Annotated in this window: 17 protein-coding genes and 3 tRNA genes; 12 read left to right on the top strand and 8 right to left on the bottom strand. The window is 39.2% G+C overall.

Annotated features, from left to right (window positions below):
• The first annotated feature begins 51 nt into the window (after positions 1-51).
• The 3 genes from fsa (at position 52) to rnr (ending at position 3,796) form a co-directional block, all read left to right on the top strand.
• Positions 52-711 (top strand): fructose-6-phosphate aldolase, encoded by a 660-nt coding sequence (gene fsa / locus AAW12_RS01545; RefSeq protein WP_046671866.1) that lies wholly within the window; start codon positions 52-54, stop codon positions 709-711.
• A 266-nt stretch (positions 712-977) separates the two neighbouring features.
• Positions 978-1,406 (top strand): Fur family transcriptional regulator, encoded by a 429-nt coding sequence (locus AAW12_RS01540; protein WP_046671865.1) that lies wholly within the window; start codon positions 978-980, stop codon positions 1,404-1,406.
• Positions 1,407-1,663: 257 nt separating this feature from the next.
• On the top strand, positions 1,664-3,796 hold the full coding sequence (gene rnr, locus AAW12_RS01535) for a ribonuclease R (protein ID WP_046671864.1): 2,133 nt from the start codon (positions 1,664-1,666) through the stop codon (positions 3,794-3,796).
• A 121-nt stretch (positions 3,797-3,917) separates the two neighbouring features.
• Here the strand turns inward: rnr and AAW12_RS01530 are convergent, their stop codons facing one another.
• Complete coding sequence (locus AAW12_RS01530) at positions 3,918-4,334, bottom strand: GntP family permease (RefSeq protein WP_231585178.1); 417 nt, start codon at positions 4,332-4,334, stop codon at positions 3,918-3,920.
• Positions 4,335-4,920: 586 nt separating this feature from the next.
• Here AAW12_RS01530 and rpsL point away from each other — a divergent pair.
• The 4 genes from rpsL (at position 4,921) to rpsJ (ending at position 8,460) form a co-directional block, all read left to right on the top strand.
• Positions 4,921-5,334 carry a 30S ribosomal protein S12 gene (rpsL, locus tag AAW12_RS01525; protein ID WP_002993550.1) on the top strand — a complete coding sequence of 138 codons (414 nt, stop codon included), beginning with the start codon at positions 4,921-4,923 and terminating at the stop codon, positions 5,332-5,334.
• Positions 5,335-5,353: 19 nt separating this feature from the next.
• Entirely contained in the window at positions 5,354-5,821 is a 468-nt protein-coding gene (gene rpsG / locus AAW12_RS01520) for a 30S ribosomal protein S7 (RefSeq protein WP_046671863.1), read from the top strand.
• A gap of 131 nt (positions 5,822-5,952) precedes the next feature.
• Positions 5,953-8,076, top strand: a complete 2,124-nt coding sequence (gene fusA, locus AAW12_RS01515) for an elongation factor G (RefSeq protein ID WP_046671862.1) — start codon at positions 5,953-5,955, stop codon at positions 8,074-8,076.
• A 78-nt stretch (positions 8,077-8,154) separates the two neighbouring features.
• Entirely contained in the window at positions 8,155-8,460 is a 306-nt protein-coding gene (gene rpsJ / locus AAW12_RS01510; RefSeq protein ID WP_028070501.1) for a 30S ribosomal protein S10, read from the top strand.
• Between the two features lie 10 nt (positions 8,461-8,470).
• Here the strand turns inward: rpsJ and AAW12_RS01505 are convergent, their stop codons facing one another.
• The 3 genes from AAW12_RS01505 to AAW12_RS01495 form a co-directional block, all read right to left on the bottom strand.
• The gene (locus AAW12_RS01505; protein WP_084823038.1) at positions 8,471-8,962 is read right to left on the bottom strand and encodes an outer membrane beta-barrel protein; all 492 of its coding nucleotides are present in this window, start codon (positions 8,960-8,962) and stop codon (positions 8,471-8,473) included.
• A 263-nt stretch (positions 8,963-9,225) separates the two neighbouring features.
• Positions 9,226-10,362 carry an AI-2E family transporter gene (locus AAW12_RS01500; RefSeq protein WP_046671861.1) on the bottom strand — a complete coding sequence of 379 codons (1,137 nt, stop codon included), beginning with the start codon at positions 10,360-10,362 and terminating at the stop codon, positions 9,226-9,228.
• A 116-nt stretch (positions 10,363-10,478) separates the two neighbouring features.
• Positions 10,479-11,087 (bottom strand): porin family protein, encoded by a 609-nt coding sequence (locus AAW12_RS01495; RefSeq protein WP_046671860.1) that lies wholly within the window; start codon positions 11,085-11,087, stop codon positions 10,479-10,481.
• A 448-nt stretch (positions 11,088-11,535) separates the two neighbouring features.
• Between AAW12_RS01495 and AAW12_RS01490 the strand changes: the two genes are divergently transcribed.
• Together AAW12_RS01490 and AAW12_RS01485 are read left to right on the top strand one after the other, a co-directional pair.
• A tRNA-Cys gene (locus AAW12_RS01490) sits at positions 11,536-11,606 on the top strand.
• Between the two features lie 33 nt (positions 11,607-11,639).
• Complete coding sequence (locus tag AAW12_RS01485; RefSeq protein ID WP_046671880.1) at positions 11,640-11,819, top strand: hypothetical protein; 180 nt, start codon at positions 11,640-11,642, stop codon at positions 11,817-11,819.
• Positions 11,820-11,852: 33 nt separating this feature from the next.
• Here AAW12_RS01485 and AAW12_RS01480 read toward each other — a convergent pair whose 3' ends face one another.
• Positions 11,853-12,599 (bottom strand): copper homeostasis protein CutC, encoded by a 747-nt coding sequence (locus AAW12_RS01480; RefSeq protein WP_046671859.1) that lies wholly within the window; start codon positions 12,597-12,599, stop codon positions 11,853-11,855.
• A gap of 249 nt (positions 12,600-12,848) precedes the next feature.
• Between AAW12_RS01480 and AAW12_RS01475 the strand changes: the two genes are divergently transcribed.
• Together AAW12_RS01475 and AAW12_RS01470 are read left to right on the top strand one after the other, a co-directional pair.
• Positions 12,849-13,247: a hypothetical protein gene (locus AAW12_RS01475; RefSeq protein ID WP_197083956.1), complete on the top strand. Its 399-nt coding sequence runs from the start codon at positions 12,849-12,851 to the stop codon at positions 13,245-13,247.
• A 45-nt stretch (positions 13,248-13,292) separates the two neighbouring features.
• Complete coding sequence (locus tag AAW12_RS01470; protein ID WP_046671857.1) at positions 13,293-13,586, top strand: Smr/MutS family protein; 294 nt, start codon at positions 13,293-13,295, stop codon at positions 13,584-13,586.
• A gap of 40 nt (positions 13,587-13,626) precedes the next feature.
• On the opposite strand, the gene AAW12_RS01465 is transcribed toward AAW12_RS01470, so the two are convergent.
• From AAW12_RS01465 to AAW12_RS01455, 3 genes are all read right to left on the bottom strand, one after another.
• Complete coding sequence (locus tag AAW12_RS01465) at positions 13,627-14,607, bottom strand: DUF1080 domain-containing protein (protein WP_046671856.1); 981 nt, start codon at positions 14,605-14,607, stop codon at positions 13,627-13,629.
• Positions 14,608-14,774: 167 nt separating this feature from the next.
• A tRNA-Pro gene (locus tag AAW12_RS01460) sits at positions 14,775-14,848 on the bottom strand.
• Between the two features lie 332 nt (positions 14,849-15,180).
• Positions 15,181-15,254 (bottom strand) — tRNA-Pro (locus AAW12_RS01455).
• A gap of 439 nt (positions 15,255-15,693) precedes the next feature.
• Between AAW12_RS01455 and AAW12_RS01450 the strand changes: the two genes are divergently transcribed.
• Complete coding sequence (locus AAW12_RS01450) at positions 15,694-18,069, top strand: ABC transporter permease (RefSeq protein WP_046671855.1); 2,376 nt, start codon at positions 15,694-15,696, stop codon at positions 18,067-18,069.
• Positions 18,070-18,097 lie beyond the last annotated feature (28 nt).

Here is an 18,097-nt window from a genome sequence, read left to right as displayed (position 1 = left end):
TTATTTTGAACATTAGAATAATCAAATAATTATCATTCAATAACATATACAATGAAATTTTTTATTGACACAGCGAACCTAGAGCAAATCAAAGAAGCCCAAGACTTAGGCGTATTAGACGGGGTAACAACCAATCCAAGTTTAATGGCTAAAGAAGGTATTAGCGGTGATGAAAACGTAATCAACCATTATAAAGCGATCTGTGCAATCGTTGATGGCGATGTCAGTGCTGAAGTTATTTCTACAACTTATGAAGAAATGATCAAAGAGGGAGAAGCTTTAGCGGCTCTTGACAGCAAGATTGTTGTAAAAGTCCCTATGATCAAAGATGGCGTAAAAGCAATTAAATATTTCAGCAAAAAAGGCATTAAAACAAATTGTACATTGGTATTTACAGCCGGTCAAGCACTATTGGCTGCAAAAGCTGGGGCAACCTATGTATCTCCTTTTATCGGTCGTTTGGATGATATCTCTACAGATGGATTAGCGTTGATCGAAGATATTCGTTTAATCTATGATAACTACAACTACCCTACACAAATTTTAGCAGCTTCTGTACGTCACAGTGCACACATTTTGGGATGTGCTAAAATCGGCGCGGATGTCATGACAGGTCCTTTATCAGCGATCTTGGCTTTATTGAAACACCCTTTGACAGACAGTGGTCTAGCGACATTCTTAGCTGATCACGCGAAAGCTGCGGGCAAATAAGATTCCTATATTTCATATAATAACGAAAACCGATAGGTAAGATGACACTAATCTTAAACTTATCGGTTTTCTTATTTTTAAGAGATTCCGTATTTTTGTACTATAAAAATGATCTCTGAGAAATGAAACAGTCAGTTTCTGTTCCTTACTGGTCTATTTAAAGGGAAAAAATACGATGAATAAATCCGTCTGATCGTTTTTAAACTTGCAAATAAACGTAAATTTCTCTTAGTTTGTATTTGATCTAAGGCTTAACGAAGAAATCCATGGAAGATTCCAACACTGTATATCCAGAAATTCTCAAACGAAATAGTTTAAAAGTTACCCAACCCCGGTTGAAGGTGCTGGAAATCATTTCGCGAAAAGATTCGGCAATTTCGCAGCCAGAACTGGAGAAATTACTGGGCAAGGATATAGACAGGGTCACATTATACCGCGTATTGGCCAGCTTTGAAGAGAAAGGGATTATCCATAAAATCTTTGATCTACATGGTACGGCGACTTATGCCATGTGTTCGACAAACTGTTCAGAACACGATCATCATGATCAACATGTGCATTTCATTTGCCGGGTATGCAATTCTGTATACTGTCTGGAAGATATGACCTTACCAAAAGTATCGATCCCAGCAGGCTTTAGTCTCGAAGCGATTGCTGTAAATGCACTTGGTGTGTGCAATCATTGCAAAAAGTAAATCAGGCTGTACCAATCCAAAACTATTTTTCGGCTAAACTGTCTATACATTGGCTATCGGAAGGTGCTTCGTTTAGCTCTTATTGTCGTGTCAACTGCTGTTTTTTTCGTACCTTGTATTGGCATCGATCTTGATGTATGGCTTACTCATGATCTGCGGTAAAGACTGGTTTTTCGAAATCCATTATCCTAGCCAGTCAAAGGATCTATTGGCCTGTCGAAGACCGATGTATATGAATAATAATAAATAATAAGTGAATGAAAACAAGAAAAGAAAATCCATATAAAGAGGTGTTAACACAGCTGATTATCGATATCTTCGAAAAATCGGGTAATAAGCCGCTCAACTATAAACAAGTTTCTTCTAAATTGAACCTCACGGATAACGACTCAAAAGTCGCTATCGCCGATATATTACATGATAATGTAAGGAATGGGCTTTTTATTGAGGTGGACAGAGGCAAATTTAATTTGAAGCAACTCAAAGTGTATGTCACTGGGAAAGTAGATATGACCGCCGATGGTTCTGCCTATGTAATTCCTGATGACGAATTTGAAAATGATATTTATATCGCTCCACGGAAACTTAGACAGGCACTCCACGGCGATATTGTAAAGGTTCATACCTTCGAAAAAAGAAAAGGCGGCCGCAAAAAAGAGGGTGAAGTCGTTGAAATTCTGCAAAGGGCCAAGACTGATTTCACGGGAACGATCAGCATCTCCAACAATTTTGCTTTTTTTATTGCGGATGACCGCAAGATGCTACACGACATTTTTATTCCTTTGGACAATTTGAATGGAGCCAAGGACAAAGAAAAAGTGGTCGTATCGATTATTGACTGGCCTAACGGGAGCAAAAATCCTGTTGGAACGGTCAAACATGTCTTGGGCACCAAAGGGGAAAATAACACCGAGATGAACGCTATTTTGGCCGACTATGGTTTCCCATTGGAGTTCCCTAAAAAAGTAGAGGATGAAGCGAATCAGATTTCGGAAAAAATAAGCAAGGAGGAAATAGCCAAGCGACGCGACTTTAGAAACGTGACGACCTTTACCATTGACCCCGCGGATGCAAAAGATTTCGATGACGCCATCTCCTTTCAAAAATTAGAGAATGGCAACTATGAAATCGGTGTTCACATTGCCGATGTTTCGCATTTTGTGATACCCGATACAGAATTGGACAAAGAAGCATTTAACCGTGGTACATCGGTCTATTTGGTGGACCGTGTTATCCCGATGCTTCCGGAGCGTCTTTCTAACGGAGTTTGTTCCTTACGTCCACATGAAGATAAGCTATGCTTTTCGGCTGTTTTTGAATTAGACGAAAAAGCCAATGTACACCATCAATGGTTTGGCCGCACGATCATCCATTCCGACCGCCGTTTCAGTTATGAAGAAGCACAGGAAGTGATTGAAACGAAATCGGGCGATTTCAGTGAAGAGATTCTGAAATTAAATGAACTGGCTTATATTCTACGGGAACGTAAGTTTAAAAATGGTGCAATAGCCTTTGAAAGTGAGGAAGTCAAGTTCACCTTGGATGAAAATGGCAAGCCTACCGGGGTCTATACCAAAGTGCGTAAGGATGCGCACAAGCTGATTGAAGATTTTATGTTATTGGCGAATCGTAAAGTTGCCGAGTTTATCGGTAAGCAAGGACGGGGAAAAAACAAGCTTACGTTTGTGTACCGGTTCCACGATGTGCCTAATCCGGAAACGCTGACGACGTTCTCTCAATTTGCGGCGCGTTTTGGCCATAAATTAACCATCAAAACCGATAAGGAAACAGCAAAATCTTTAAATGCGTTGATGACCAAAATAGAAGGCAGCAAAGAGCAAAATATGCTGACTTCGCTTGCTGTACGTTCGATGGCCAAGGCGATCTATACGACAAAGAAGACGAGTCACTACGGATTGGCATTTGATTATTATACCCATTTCACCTCCCCTATCCGTCGTTATCCCGATGTAATGGTACACCGTCTTTTGCAATTCTATTTGGAGGGAGGTACCAAAATCAATGCGGAACATTATGAGAAGATGGCCGAGCATTCTTCCCAAATGGAGAAAAAAGCGGCTGAGGCCGAACGTGCATCGATCAAATACAAACAGGCAGAATACTTGCAAGATCAGATTGGCACTGAATATACAGGTATTGTTTCAGGTGTTACAGAATGGGGTATGTATGTAGAGATTGAAGAGAATAAATGTGAGGGTATGGTCAGGCTGCGGGATATCACCGATGACTTTTACGTACTTGATGAAAAGAACTATGCGATCATTGGTCAAAGGAAAAAAAAGAAATTCCAGTTGGGTGATGAGGTTCAAATCCGCGTAAAGAAAGTGGATCTGGATAAACGGCAGATTGATTTTACGTTATTGTCTTAATATAAAACTACCATAACTGGTCCAACGAGCTTATTAAACGTACCCAATCGGATTTAAGACATGAAAAAGCGGTATTGAATTTAGTCAATACCGCTTTTTCATTTGAATAAGAAACAAAAAGTTATTGTTTCGTTCCGTCAAAAGAATATTCCAACTGTCCTGCTTCAGTTCTTTCTGCTAAAAAAGTCAGCCCTTTATTTTCAAAGGTAAAAATAAATTGACCTTGAGGTTCATTTGGAAGAGCTTGAATCGAAATATTATAGTTATTCGAAACCTGAATTTCTCTTACTGGAAGCTTAAGATCGGTATTTTGAGCGCTAACTTTAACTTTATTATCGCTAACCTTGCTAACCACCAATATTTGATTAAAGACTTCGGCCCCACCAATAATCTTAATTTTACCTTTATACGTACCAATAGCTGCATCAATGCTGCCACCTGTTTGGATGGGTTCATCTTTGTCCTTTGAACATCCAACAAAAGCGAAAGTGACCAAGGCCAATACCACTGCATACATTAATTTCATTTTGATTTTCATAACTTGAATACATTAATTTGTTTCTACTAAATATTTATACGTTTTTATCAAACGCTTTGCCAAACAGAACGCAAAAACAGGCAAAGCAGGCAATATACTCAGAAACCAGTAGAAGAGAAATTTTGAAAAAAGGCTGTTTTTAAAGAATATTCCACAGAGAAAGAACAGCTTACGGCAGATATAAGAAAAAACCTATTCACCCCATTGAGCGGCTATTCGCCCCCCCCTAAAATCGTCTATATTTTTGTACAACCAAGCATAAGGAGTTATCTCTTCGATTTTGGCAACATATGACAGCATAAGTGGCTGACAAATTAGTTTGATAGTGGAAGCGTACAAATGATGAAGATGTTGGACTACAGGCTAAAAATCCCGGAGAGGGCGACCAGGTCATTAGGATAGTGAGATAATAAAGAAGCATGAAGAGGTAATAAAGAAGGGCATGGGTATATTCCAGAAAAGAGCAGCGCCAATTCAAAAAATAATCTAAATTTTATACACTAACTATTTCATATTCAAAAGGGAATCAGTATCTTTGCGAACTTAAAATATTTAAGGTACAAAATTTATAAACAAAAACAGGTAAATGCCTACTATTCAACAATTAGTTAGAAAAGGTAGAGTAGCTCTGGTTGATAAGAGTAAGTCACCAGCGTTGGACTCATGTCCACAGCGAAGAGGTGTATGTACACGTGTATATACTACTACCCCTAAAAAACCAAACTCAGCAATGCGTAAAGTAGCTCGTGTACGTTTAACAAACGGTAAAGAGGTCAACGCTTACATCCCTGGAGAAGGTCACAACTTACAAGAGCACTCGATCGTATTGATTCGTGGTGGTCGTGTTAAGGATTTACCAGGTGTACGTTACCACATCATCCGTGGTGCATTAGATACTTCAGGTGTAGCAGGTCGTAACCAACGTCGTTCTAAATACGGAACTAAACGTCCTAAACCAGGACAAGCAGCTGCAGCTCCAGCAAAAGGTAAAAAGAAATAATTAAACGGAGGAAAGAAAAATGAGAAAGTCAAAACCGAAAAAGAGAATCATTTTACCTGATCCAAAGTTTAATGACGTTCAGGTAACACGTTTCGTAAACAATATGATGGTAGATGGTAAAAAATCTATCGCTTATTCTATTTTTTACGATGCAGTAGAATTAGTAGAACAAAAAACACAAGAAAGCGGTCTTGAAGCTTGGAAAAAAGCTTTGAACAACGTTATGCCTGCTGTTGAAGTTAAATCACGCCGTGTTGGTGGTGCTAACTTCCAAGTTCCTATGGAAGTTCGTCCAGATCGTAAAATCGCTTTGGGTATGAAATGGTTAATTTCATACGCTCGTAAACGTGGTGAAAAAACAATGTTCGAAAAATTAGCAGGAGAAATCATTTCAGCTTCTAAAGGTGAAGGTGCTGCTGTTAAGAAGAAAGAAGATACGCACAAAATGGCGGAAGCTAACAAAGCGTTCTCACACTTCAGATTCTAATTTTGAAGACATTCAAAAAAATATGATTACACCGACCTCCGATAAAAACAATCTTTTATCAAGGTCGGTGTACTTATTTAACATTACATTTAAACACATAAGACCATTAAGGTCCGCTGCTTAAAAATATTATGGCAAGAGATTTAAAATTCACTAGAAATATCGGTATCGCTGCCCACATTGATGCTGGTAAAACTACAACAACTGAGCGTATCCTTTACTACTCAGGTGTAAACCACAAAATTGGTGAAGTTCACGAAGGTGCTTCTACAATGGACTGGATGGAGCAAGAAGCTGAGCGTGGTATCACGATTACTTCTGCTGCTACAACAGTATTCTGGAACTACCGTAACAACAAATACCAAGTAAACGTAATCGATACTCCTGGACACGTGGATTTCACGGTTGAGGTAAACCGTTCATTACGTGTACTAGACGGATTAGTATTCTTGTTCTCAGCTGTTGATGGTGTTGAGCCTCAATCTGAAACAAACTGGCGTTTAGCTGATGGGTATAAAGTACCTCGTATCGGTTTCGTTAACAAAATGGACCGTTCAGGAGCTGACTTCTTGAAAGTTGTAAAACAAGTTAAAGATATGTTAGGTTCTGATGCAGTTGCTTTGCAATTGCCTATCGGTGCTGAAGATAGTTTTAAAGGTGTAGTTGACTTGATCAACAACCGTGGTATCGTTTGGAACGAACACGACAAAGGAATGACGTTCACTGAAGTTCCTATTCCTGATGATATGTTGGACGAAGTTGCTGAATACCGTGAGAAATTATTGGAAGCAGTAGCTGGTTATGATGAGACTTTGATGGAGAAATTCTTCGAAGATCCAGATTCATTGACTGAGCGCGAGATCTTAAATGCATTACGCGCAGCTGTATTGGATAACTCTATCGTTCCTATGGTTTGTGGTTCATCTTTCAAAAACAAAGGTGTTCAAACTATGTTGGATTTGGTCATGGAATTATTGCCTTCACCGCTTGATGTAGAAGCTGTAAAAGGTACTAACCCGGATACAGGTGAAGAGATTTTCCGTAAACCATCTGTAAACGAACCTTTCGCAGCTTTAGGTTTCAAAATTGCGACTGACCCATTCGTAGGTCGTTTATGTTTTATCCGTGCTTACTCTGGTAAGTTAGATGCAGGTTCTTATGTATTGAACACACGTTCAGGAAACAAAGAGCGTATCTCTCGTATCTTCCAAATGCACGCGAACAAACAAAACCCGATCCCTTTCATCGAGGCTGGTGATATCGGTGCTGTTGTAGGTTTCAAAGACATCAAAACTGGAGACACTCTTTGTGACGAAAAAGCACCTATCGTTCTTGAATCTATGACTTTCCCTGAGCCAGTAATTGGTTTGGCGATCGAGCCTAAAACTCAAGCTGACGTTGATAGATTAGGTATTGGTCTTGGTAAATTGGCTGAAGAGGATCCTACATTCGTTGTAAAAACTGACGAAGAAACTGGTCAAACAGTTATCTCTGGTATGGGTGAGCTTCACTTAGAGATCTTGATCGACCGTTTGAAACGTGAATTTAAAGTTGAGGTTAACCAAGGTGCTCCTCAAGTATCATACAAAGAGTCTATCAACGGTACTACTGAGCACCGTGAGGTATTCAAAAAACAATCCGGTGGTCGTGGTAAATTCGCGGATATCAAAGTTGTTATTTCTCCAGCGGACGAAGATTTCGATTTAACAAAATCACCGCTTCAATTCGTTAATGAAATTGTTGGTGGTAAAATCCCTAAAGAATTTATCCCTTCAGTTCAAAAAGGATTTGAAACTTCAATGAAAAATGGTGTATTAGCAGGATTCCCATTATCAGGAATGAAAGTTCGTTTGATTGATGGTTCATTCCACGCTGTCGATTCAGATTCATTGTCTTTCGAATTAGCTGCTCGTCAAGCATACCGTGAAGGCTTGCCTAAATGTTCTCCAGTGTTAATGGAACCAATTATGAAAATAGAGGTTTTAACACCAGAAGAAAACATGGGTGATGTAATGGGTGACTTAAACCGTCGTCGTGGTCAAATGCAAGGTTTGGATTCACGTAACGGTGTACAGGTAATCAAAGCATTGGTTCCACTTTCTGAGATGTTCGGTTACGTAACGCAATTACGTACAATCACTTCAGGTCGTGCAACATCTACGATGGAATTTGATCACTTCGAAGAAGCTCCTCGTAACGTTGCTGATGAGGTGATTGCAAAATCAAAAGGTAAAATCAAAGGTTCTGTAGAATAATATAGAACTCAAAAATAAACCGACCGCTGGTTGTTAATAGCTCTAATCAGCGGTCATTTTTAAATAATATCATATACTATGAGCCAAAGAATCAGAATTAAATTGAAATCTTACGATTACAATTTGGTTGACAAATCAGCTGAAAAAATCGTAAAAACAGTAAAACCTACAGGTGCAGTTGTTAGTGGTCCTATTCCATTGCCTACTGAGAAAAAAATCTACACGGTATTACGTTCACCACACGTTAACAAAAAAGCACGTGAGCAATTCCAATTATGTGCTTACAAAAGATTGTTGGATATCTATTCATCAAACGCTAAAACTGTTGACGCATTGATGAAACTTGAATTACCTTCAGGTGTTGAAGTAGAAATCAAAGTGTGATAGATTTCAGTCACTGAAAAAAAGAAGGGGCCTTTCGCAAGAAAAGCCCCTTTTTATATTTTAGCCCCAGATTATAGCTGATAACCGATTCCAATTGAAAAAACGCGATTCTAGCAGAACTATCCTCGACTCCTTTTACTATATTCGTCAATCCTAAACCGTACCCACCATTAATCAAGAAACCGTTTGTCAGTTTGAATCCTGGTAAAAAGTTTAAACCAGCATCAAAGGTTTTAAGACCAGCATCGTTAAAACTACCACTATCGCTCTCATTACTTCGAGTAGCTTTAGCATGTATACCAACACCAGCATAAGGACCTGCCCCTAAGAAAACACTACCAGAATTACCCGTTGGTATGCTGTATACAAAATTGACCGGAACTTCAATATACATCAACTGACTTTTTGAGTCTTCTATTCCTAAACTGCCACCAGTTACCTCCGCCAAGTCTTTGACGTTAATTTTATTTCCTTTCCCTTGTAAAGAACCCCCAGGTTGGATACTTAAATTGTATTAAATAACCCAGCATATTTTGACAACATAATTCAAACTGAGATCCTCAAGATGTGGAAGTCATCCTTTCGCCAAGTCGAAATCTAGAAATTTGTAGGTTACGGTATGGCCTTGTCGATGCATTCTTACTGGAATATCCGAACCTTATCCCGAAGATTTAGCCTCACTATACAATCTGAAGTTAGTTCAAATTTCAGTATTAGACTTCAAAATGATCATACCTTTCTGTTACACTTTCAATTCTAGGAAAACTACGACTTCTGCTCATTTTCCTCTATAATCTTCTTTTCAAGAGGATTTAACGTACCAAATAAATCCTTATACACCTCATCTTTACTATCTTCTTCCCCTAAAAGAAAGCCCCATGGTTTAAGTTCTTTGATCCTGTCCATCACAATCTTAACGATAGCCAGAATTGGAATGGCCAGAAACATTCCCGAAATTCCCCAGATCATTTCACCAATGATAATGGAGAGCATAGCAAACAGCGAATTAACTTTAACCTTAGAACCAACAATCTTCGGCACGATAAAATTACTGTCTATCATATGCACAACAATAAGGGCTATGATCACCAAGACAACATGGGTAAAAGAGGATGTAGCAAACGTCAGAATGGCAATGATAAGCATTGAGGAGAAAATACCAACATAAGGCAGCACATTGAATACGCCAGTGATCAATGCCAAAAGCAAACTATATTTTACCCCAATCAAGGAAAGGACAATAAAGACCAAAAGGGAAACCAAGCTCATTTGGATCAGTAGGCCAATCAGATATTTTTTGACGACATACTGAACCTGTTGAACGACGTCCAGAACAATAGGCCGGTCCTCTACGCGGTTGACAAATAAAAGAAACTTGACAATATGTCCCCTATATATTAGTAGGAAGAATGTGTAAAGAAAGGTAAAGACAAACAGAATAAACATCGATGAAAGGGAAACCAATGCAGTTCCTAAAAACAAAGTTCCCGAATCAACGGATTTTGAGGCTGTTTTATTGATAAAATCAATCTGATCTTTATGCTGAATTCCGAACTGTTGGCTCACCCAGGTCTGTAAATTGCCCACGCCGTCCATAATCTGTTGCTTAAAGGCCGGGAAATCCTCCTTAAGAAGCGTAAGCTGAGAAGCCAATAGAAAAAGTCCATAACCTAGCACACCGAAAAATAAAATAACACTTATGATACCGGCAAGTGTCCTTGGAAACCGCAGCTTCCGCTCCAAAAAATTACTGAGCGGAATCAGCAACAACGAAAACAACAGGCCCAAAATCATGGGAATAACTATGGTATCACCTATTTTAGCCAAATACCCCAATAAAAGGATACTGATGAGTACGCAGGCCAACTTAACATAAAAGGGTAAAGGGAGAAATCTTTTCATGCAGCAATCTTTTGAATAAAAATAACAATTTCGGACGACTTAAGTTTAATGCAATAAAAAAGTCCCCACAAATGCAGGGACTCTTTCCTCATAATAAGTTTAAGTACTTATATTTCTTATAGTCCGAAGCCGATGCCTACAGACCAAACACGGTTTTTGATCGAACCGCTGTTAGGTGCTAAGTTGGTTAAACCTAAACCATAACCAGCATTGATCTGAAAACCATTCGTTAATTGATAACCTGCAAGGAAGTTTACACCAAAATCGGTAGATTTTAAATCTTTACCTTCGCCACTACCAAATTTTAAGTCTCTTTCGCCGCTAGCATTACCAAAATTTCCTTTTTGTTTTCCACTTAGGCCAAATCCAACATAAGGTCCTGCGCCAACAAAGAAACTACCAGATTCACCAGTAGGCAATTTTGCTACCAAGTTAACTGGAATATCCAAAGACATAACGCTCTCTTTAAGTTCTCCATTGGAGGTTTCAACCCATTTTGCACCTTTATTCTGTAGGGACAATCCAGGTTGTACCGAGAAATATGGTGAAACTGGCGCATCTAGATACCCCGTGACAAAGAAACCAGTATTTGATTTCGTATCGCCTAAGCTTGTTGAATATTTAGGAATGTTTACACCCGCACGTAGTCCGTATCCCAATCCACCTTGTGCAAAAGCTCCTAATGAACCAAATAAAATTGCTGCAGATAATAATAGTTTTTTCATGTTTCCTAATTTAATTTACTTTCTCTTTTATCACTTCATCTCATAATTTCCTGTATGAGATTTATTACATTCCCATTTGCAATATCTATTCCAAAATCCATAAATCATTAATTGCCAAAGTAAAACACTATAAAAATCTAACGGCAGACTATTGGACATTGTCCAATAAAAGATACAGTAAATGGAGTTCATCTACGCTACGGCCTCATCAGCAAAGATTTAAAGGAGCTGATGTCTTCCGAAATATCTCATCACAAAATAAGCTCATTTTCCAATGTCGAAAACTACACGATACATCCGTGCTGGAAATTCCCAAAGGATCTGTCAATGTAAAATACCAGCTTGGTTTTCAGTCGGATGCTTAAAAACGAAAAAGTTTTATCATAAAGATTTTTTAATTCCAATTATAAGTTTTATTTTTGCAGACCTTCAAAAGGAAAAAAAATAGGGTCGGATGGCCGAGTGGCTAGGCTGAGGTCTGCAAAACCTCCTACAGCGGTTCGAATCCGCTTCCGACCTCGTTTTATTTTAAACAATAAAAATATTATCAAAATGGGAGTTACACGTTTAAAAAGAAAAGATAGAAGAAATAAAACTGTTTCACGTGTTGAAGTTCAGTTTTTGAAATTAGGAACTAACGTTGAGTTAGGTTCTAGATCAAAAATGAAAGCTAGCAACCAAATCGTTAAAAACGATGCTATCTTAAATCAATTAGCTTCAGAAGCTAAATAGTAAGAAGAATTTAATAGCCTTTAAAGTACTACTTTAAAGGCTTTTTAATAGGTCCACCATTTGGTGGACTTTTTCTTTTGAGCTCATCCACTGTGCTTCATCCATTCCATTGACCTGAGTCTGGTTAAACATCATCTTTGAAACATGCAACTCTTTCGCCGAGCTATGTATTGCAACTGCACCAGTTTGTGCTAAAATATGAGCTATATTTGCTGCATCTACACCTGCACCAGGCATAATCACAATACGCCCATCAGCTTGTTGAACCAACTGTTTGAGTAACGGAACTCCAGCTAAAGCAGAATTTTGCAGACCAGATGTCAAAATACGGTCTATCCCCAGTTCAATAACATCTTCTAAGGCCTGAAAAGGATCTTTCACACGGTCAAAGGCTCGATGAAAGGTAACGTGCATGGGACGCGCAGCCTCCACCAATCTTAGGGTATTCACTTTATCGACTGTACCATCTGCGCTCAGAATACCGATTACAACACCATCTATTCCCAATTCTTTGCACAACTGAATGTCTGCTATCATTTCCAAGATCTCGGTCTCTGTATACAGGAAATCACCACCACGTGGCCTGATAAGCGCATGAATACCAATACTCACCAACCCTCGCACTAGCTGCAACTGACCAAACGAAGGTGTAGTCCCTCCATTTTCCAGATTTTGACAGAACTCTACTCGTGTCGCCCCCCCTTGTTCGGCTTCAATTGCTGATGCTACGGAATTTGAACAGATCTCTAATTGGTAATTTCCAATTGCCTTTTCCTTCATTATATTATATCTTTAAGCTATTTTTCATTTACGCGAATAACGTAAAAAAAAAGCAAATAACCTACTCTCTTCCTTTCGATAAGATCAGTACAAGGCTCTACAACGTTTATTCAGATCACGACCGAATTTTAGACCGATAAAACATTCGGCTGACCTATTTGTATATACCTTACATGCTTTTATTTAAATAACTAAAAACCAAGCGTATACATTATTAAGTAAAATATCATGGCAATTATATCAAAAAACATGGAGACCCAAGAAAAGATCATCAGTACTTTTGAAGAGCTCCAAAAGACTATATATGACCTTAAGCACCAAATTGTTGAATTTGAATTGCTTTTTAATCAGGCTTGCAATAGACATATTGATTCCAATTTCCAAAAGGAATGGCTGCTGGACCGAATATCTTCACGTCATGATATGATTACACTTCGACATGATGCCATGTTGCTTATCCGGGACACAGTGTCTGCGTTCCGGGATTTCGATGGTTATTTTCTAGATCTCAAACAGCTCCTCCAATCGGTCGAGTTACTTATGCTCAACCATGCTGATGAGGAAGAATATGAAATTGCAGCTATTATCAAAAAATGGCATGAAAAATTTGCCCATGCGATTTATTTCGTTGGCGACTTGACCTATTAAGTCGCTCTTTTATTCTACTTTTGCAGCATTGTAAAATATGGAGAAATGCGCAAACCACCAGCTATCGTTGACTTACACACCGACGCCTTCCTTGAAGATTGGGAAGACTATTCACCAGAGGAGCTCTTACAGGAATCCATGGATTTTATGCGTTCTAACCTAGACGCAGCTATTTATTGGGAAATGAACGAAATAAAGTTTATTCACGGCAAGGGAAAAGGAATGTTAAAAAAATTGGTTTTTGAAGAGTTGCAAGAGTACAAGGCTCAGGGTGCCATTGAACGATATTATACTTCTTACCAGAATGAAGACATTGTAGTCGTTGTCATAGGGATTTAAAAAAGGCTACCTTTTCAGATAGCCTTCGCATAATATTATGTTATTTAATAGCTGGAGTAATAATTACTTTTCGGAATTCCACTGGACCGTGATCCCCTTGGAAATAAATTGGCCCCGGCTCTGCCTCTTTGCTATCTAATGCACCACCGGTTATACCGGGAATCTCTTGGTTACTGATCACCGTCTTACCGTTTGCCACAACTGTGACAAGACGGCCCACTAACGTAATATCATAGGTTTGCCATTCTCCGGCTCCCTTGTTGACCATTTCATTTGCAGCCAAGAAGCCGTATACCCCCGCAAAAAGTACTGCATTAGGATGTGCGTCTTTAGGACTATCCTCTATCTGAACCTCATATCGGCCTCTCAAGTAGACACCACTGTTGCTTCCCGCTGGAATTTTAAATTCAACATGTAATTTAAAATCTTCAAATTTTTGCTCAGAGACCAAATTAGAACCAGATTGCGGACTGGTCAGGATACCGTTTTTCACCACCCATTGATTCGTTTTACCAGTAGCTTTCCATCCGGTCAGGTCCTTGCCATTGAAAAGTTGAATAGGTTTACCCCATTTTACTGCAGCTGTTCGTTTCAGCTCTGGAGCACGAACACCTTTAAAGCGATATGTTTTTCCATCAGGTTCTGTTATCGTCCCTTGCAATACACCATTAACGATCTCGCCTTCCACGCTCAGGTTCATCTTTCCACCTTCCCATTGCGGTGGGATGGCAAATTTGAACTTCCCTTTCTCATAAAACACCTGAGAAACTGGGCGGGCACTTCCGGAAGTACTCACATAATGACCGACTAAAGTTCTATAACCCGACAATTTCACCTCAAGCCACGATGGTGCAGGAGTACCATTAATATCTACTTCGATATCCCATCGGCCAATCAGCTCTTTGCCTTCTACGTCCTGTTGATAATAAATAGATTCTCCAGTGGAATGGTTAGCAAATGTAACTTGCGGTAATGCACAAGAGGCCAAAATTCCTAAAAGAAATGCCGCTTTTCTGTTCATATTATTTATGTTTATATTCTAGTTGATAATAAATTTCAAGCAATTTAACTGTTTAACAGCGGGTTTACAAGGATATAATGTTAAAAAACACAAAGAATGTACCGGGTCGCAGGTCGGTCCCTACCCTGAAACAAAAAAAGCCCTAACTTTCGTCAGAGCTTTTCTAGTCGGGGTGGCAGGATTCGAACCTACGACCTCCACATCCCAAATGTGGCGCGATACCGGGCTACGCTACACCCCGAAAAGGTATCACCTTTGTTTTGTGTGGCACAAAAGTACATTAAAAATATATTTTTTTCAAAAATATTCTTCACAAAGAATCTAACAGATTGATTTATTGCAAAATAATTTACAAAGCATTAAAAACACGTGTCCTTTTCGATCTAAAATAAGTATAAGAACCAGTTTGACCAGCCTGAAAAGAGAAGTTAACACTTAGCTAGCTAAAATAGCGGGATTGATTGGTCTTGGCTGAGTCTCCTACAGGTCGAACCTCTTAGTATCTTAAAAGTCGCAGGTGCTCACCCTGCTATGAAACAAAAAAAGCCCTAACTTTCGTCAGAGCTTTTCTAGTCGGGGTGGCAGGATTCGAACCTACGACCTCCACATCCCAAATGTGGCGCGATACCGGGCTACGCTACACCCCGAAAAGGTATCACCTTTGTTTTTGTGTGGCACAAATATACGGTTCTTACAAATTATTTGCAAATGAAAAACATAAAATAAAACTAACAAGTTGTTACATTGCGACATAGCCTTTGTGTATTACACATCGCTCTCCCTATACATCAGAATCCAATGCTATTCCCAATATTGGCTACTTCGAGGAAGCACTCACCTACAAATAATATCGTTTTAACCGCTCAACCTTAATCCGAGCATGTTCGGATATGAACATGAAGTGTTCGAATTCAAACACTTAAATCACAAAAGCAAAGAACACAATCTACTGATTAAAAACACGTTAACCCTTTGGCAGCTTTTTTGAAACCGCCCCCTTGAACATTCATTTTTTTATAGTACTCAGACTATCCTAAAACAGGATGGATTACGATAAGGTCAAAATGAACACTTATAACGAAAAGTATGATAAAGAACTATTTCCAAATCGCCTGGAGAAATCTTATTAAGAACAAGGTTTTTTCCTTTATCAATATCCTTGGCTTAACAATAGGCATCACCGTCTGCGCGATGATATTTCTATTTATCGCCAATCAGTTTAGCTTTGACAGGTTTCACAGCCAAGGAGACCACATCTATCGGGTCATGCGTGGTTTTGACAACACCAAGGACCGTGCTCCTTATTTATCTGCCCCCTATGCCACGGCCTTATTAACCGATTATCCCGATGATATCAAAAAAGCTGTACGGGTAATGCCTGCCAATGGCTTATTCTCTGTTGGCAACATTGCATTTAATGAAAAGAAACTCTTTATTGCAGATGACGATTTCTTTGAACTATTTAGTTTTCCGCTGATCAAAGGGAATCCAACGACTGTTTTAAAAAATCCAACAAGTGTTGTGCTCACGGAAACAACTGCGAAGAAATATTTTGGAAATGAAAATCCGATCGGTAAAATACTGCAGCTTGATAAAAATAAACAATTAACTGTTACTGGGATCGCTAAAGATCTTCCGATCAATTCACATCTGGATTTTGATCTCATTATCCCCTTATCCAATTACCTCGATACCGAACCCTTTAAAGCTTGGCAAAACAACAATTTATTTACTTACCTCTTACTTGACAAACATAAAGATGCTAAGCATTTGGAAAATCAGTTCCCCGATTTCATGAACCGACACATGAAAGCAGTTTCTACAAACATGGGTATTCATTTTGATCTTGCACTAACACCGCTACAAGACGTCTACCTGGAATCCCATAGCGCATTTGACAGTGCAAAACATGGCGATAAAAAGGTCATTTACATTTTTCTATCCATCGCCATACTTATATTGGTTATCGCCTGCATCAATTTTATGAATCTCTCAACAATACGTGCTGTTGACCGATCGAAGGAAGTTGGTTTAAGAAAGGTACTTGGCGCACAGCGTCTGCAATTAATGGGACAGTTTATAGGAGAATCCATTTTATTAACCACCATATCCTGCACACTCGCCATGTGCCTATTGCAATTATTCATGCCTATTTATAATCAGTTACTGGGCTACACCTTGACAGTCCCATGGAATTCTTGGGTGATCTATATTTTTTTAATTGCGGTTATCTTTATAGTAGGCATAGTAGCTGGAAGTTACCCTGCATTATACCTTTCAACCTTCTCCCCTATACAGGCATTAAAAGGTAAATTACGTTTAGGCAAAGGCGGCGTCCTGTTCCGCCATATTTTAGTGGTGTTCCAATTCAGCATCTCTATTTTACTGATCATCGGCACCCTTATTATCACTAAACAGATGAAATATGTAAAAGAACTGGGGCTTGGTTATGATGACCAACAGACTGTTGTCGTTCCAATAGACAATGAAGAACTGTATAACAACCTTCGCACATTCAAGAACGAATTATCCAAAAGCAGCGACATCGCATCGGTCTCCTTTATGTCCGGCGAACCTGGCGGCTTCTTCGATGGCCACACGTTCGAGGTCGAAGGAAAAAACGGTGAGAAGTGGAAATCAAGGACAGAATTCACTGATTTTGACTATGTAAATACACTGAAACTCAAAATAATTGCAGGCCGAAACTTTTCAACACAACATCCAACCGACTCCACTAGTGCTGTATTAGTTAATCGTACCGCGGCATCAATGCTTGGATTTACCCCCGAACAGGCCATTGGCAAATGGATAAAAAATACAATCAGGGATCAATCCCCCAGGACAATCATTGGTGTAGTAGACGACTTTAATTTCCTTTCCCTAAAGGAAAACATGGACGCGCTCGTGATTTCACCTTCTACTGATCTTAGAGTAGCCCTTATCCGGTTAAATACAAAAGATTTTCCAGTAGCGTTAAAAACTATTAAAACCGCATTTGCGCAAGCAGCCCCATTATATCCGTTCGAATACAGTTTTTTGGACCAAAAATTCGACACATTGTATAAAACCGATCTTCGGCAACAACGTATACTTGGTCTTTTTTCAGGATTAGCCATATTTATTGCTTGTCTAGGCCTATATGGTTTAGCCTCCTTTACGGCCGCTAAACGAAACAAAGAGATCGGAATCCGTAAGGTACTTGGTGCTTCAGTGTCGGGCGTTACTACATTACTGTCTAGAGATTTTATAAAACCCGTATTAATTGCCTTGATAATCGCCTCGCCGATCGCCTGGCTAACCATGAACAAATGGCTGGAAGATTTTGCTTACCGCATCGAAATCCAATGGTGGATGTTTGTGCTAGCCGGACTGTTAACAATAGGTATCGCATTAATTACGGTAAGCTGGCAAGCTATCCGCACAGCGATAGCTAATCCGATAAACAGCTTACGGGACGAATAAAAAGTAGAAACAAAAAAAGCTCTAACGA

Source organism: Sphingobacterium sp. Ag1, assembly GCF_000988325.1.
Taxonomy (GTDB): domain Bacteria; phylum Bacteroidota; class Bacteroidia; order Sphingobacteriales; family Sphingobacteriaceae; genus Sphingobacterium.
Note: the sequence above shows the minus strand (reverse complement) of the source record. Positions and strands in the feature narration are given on the sequence as shown.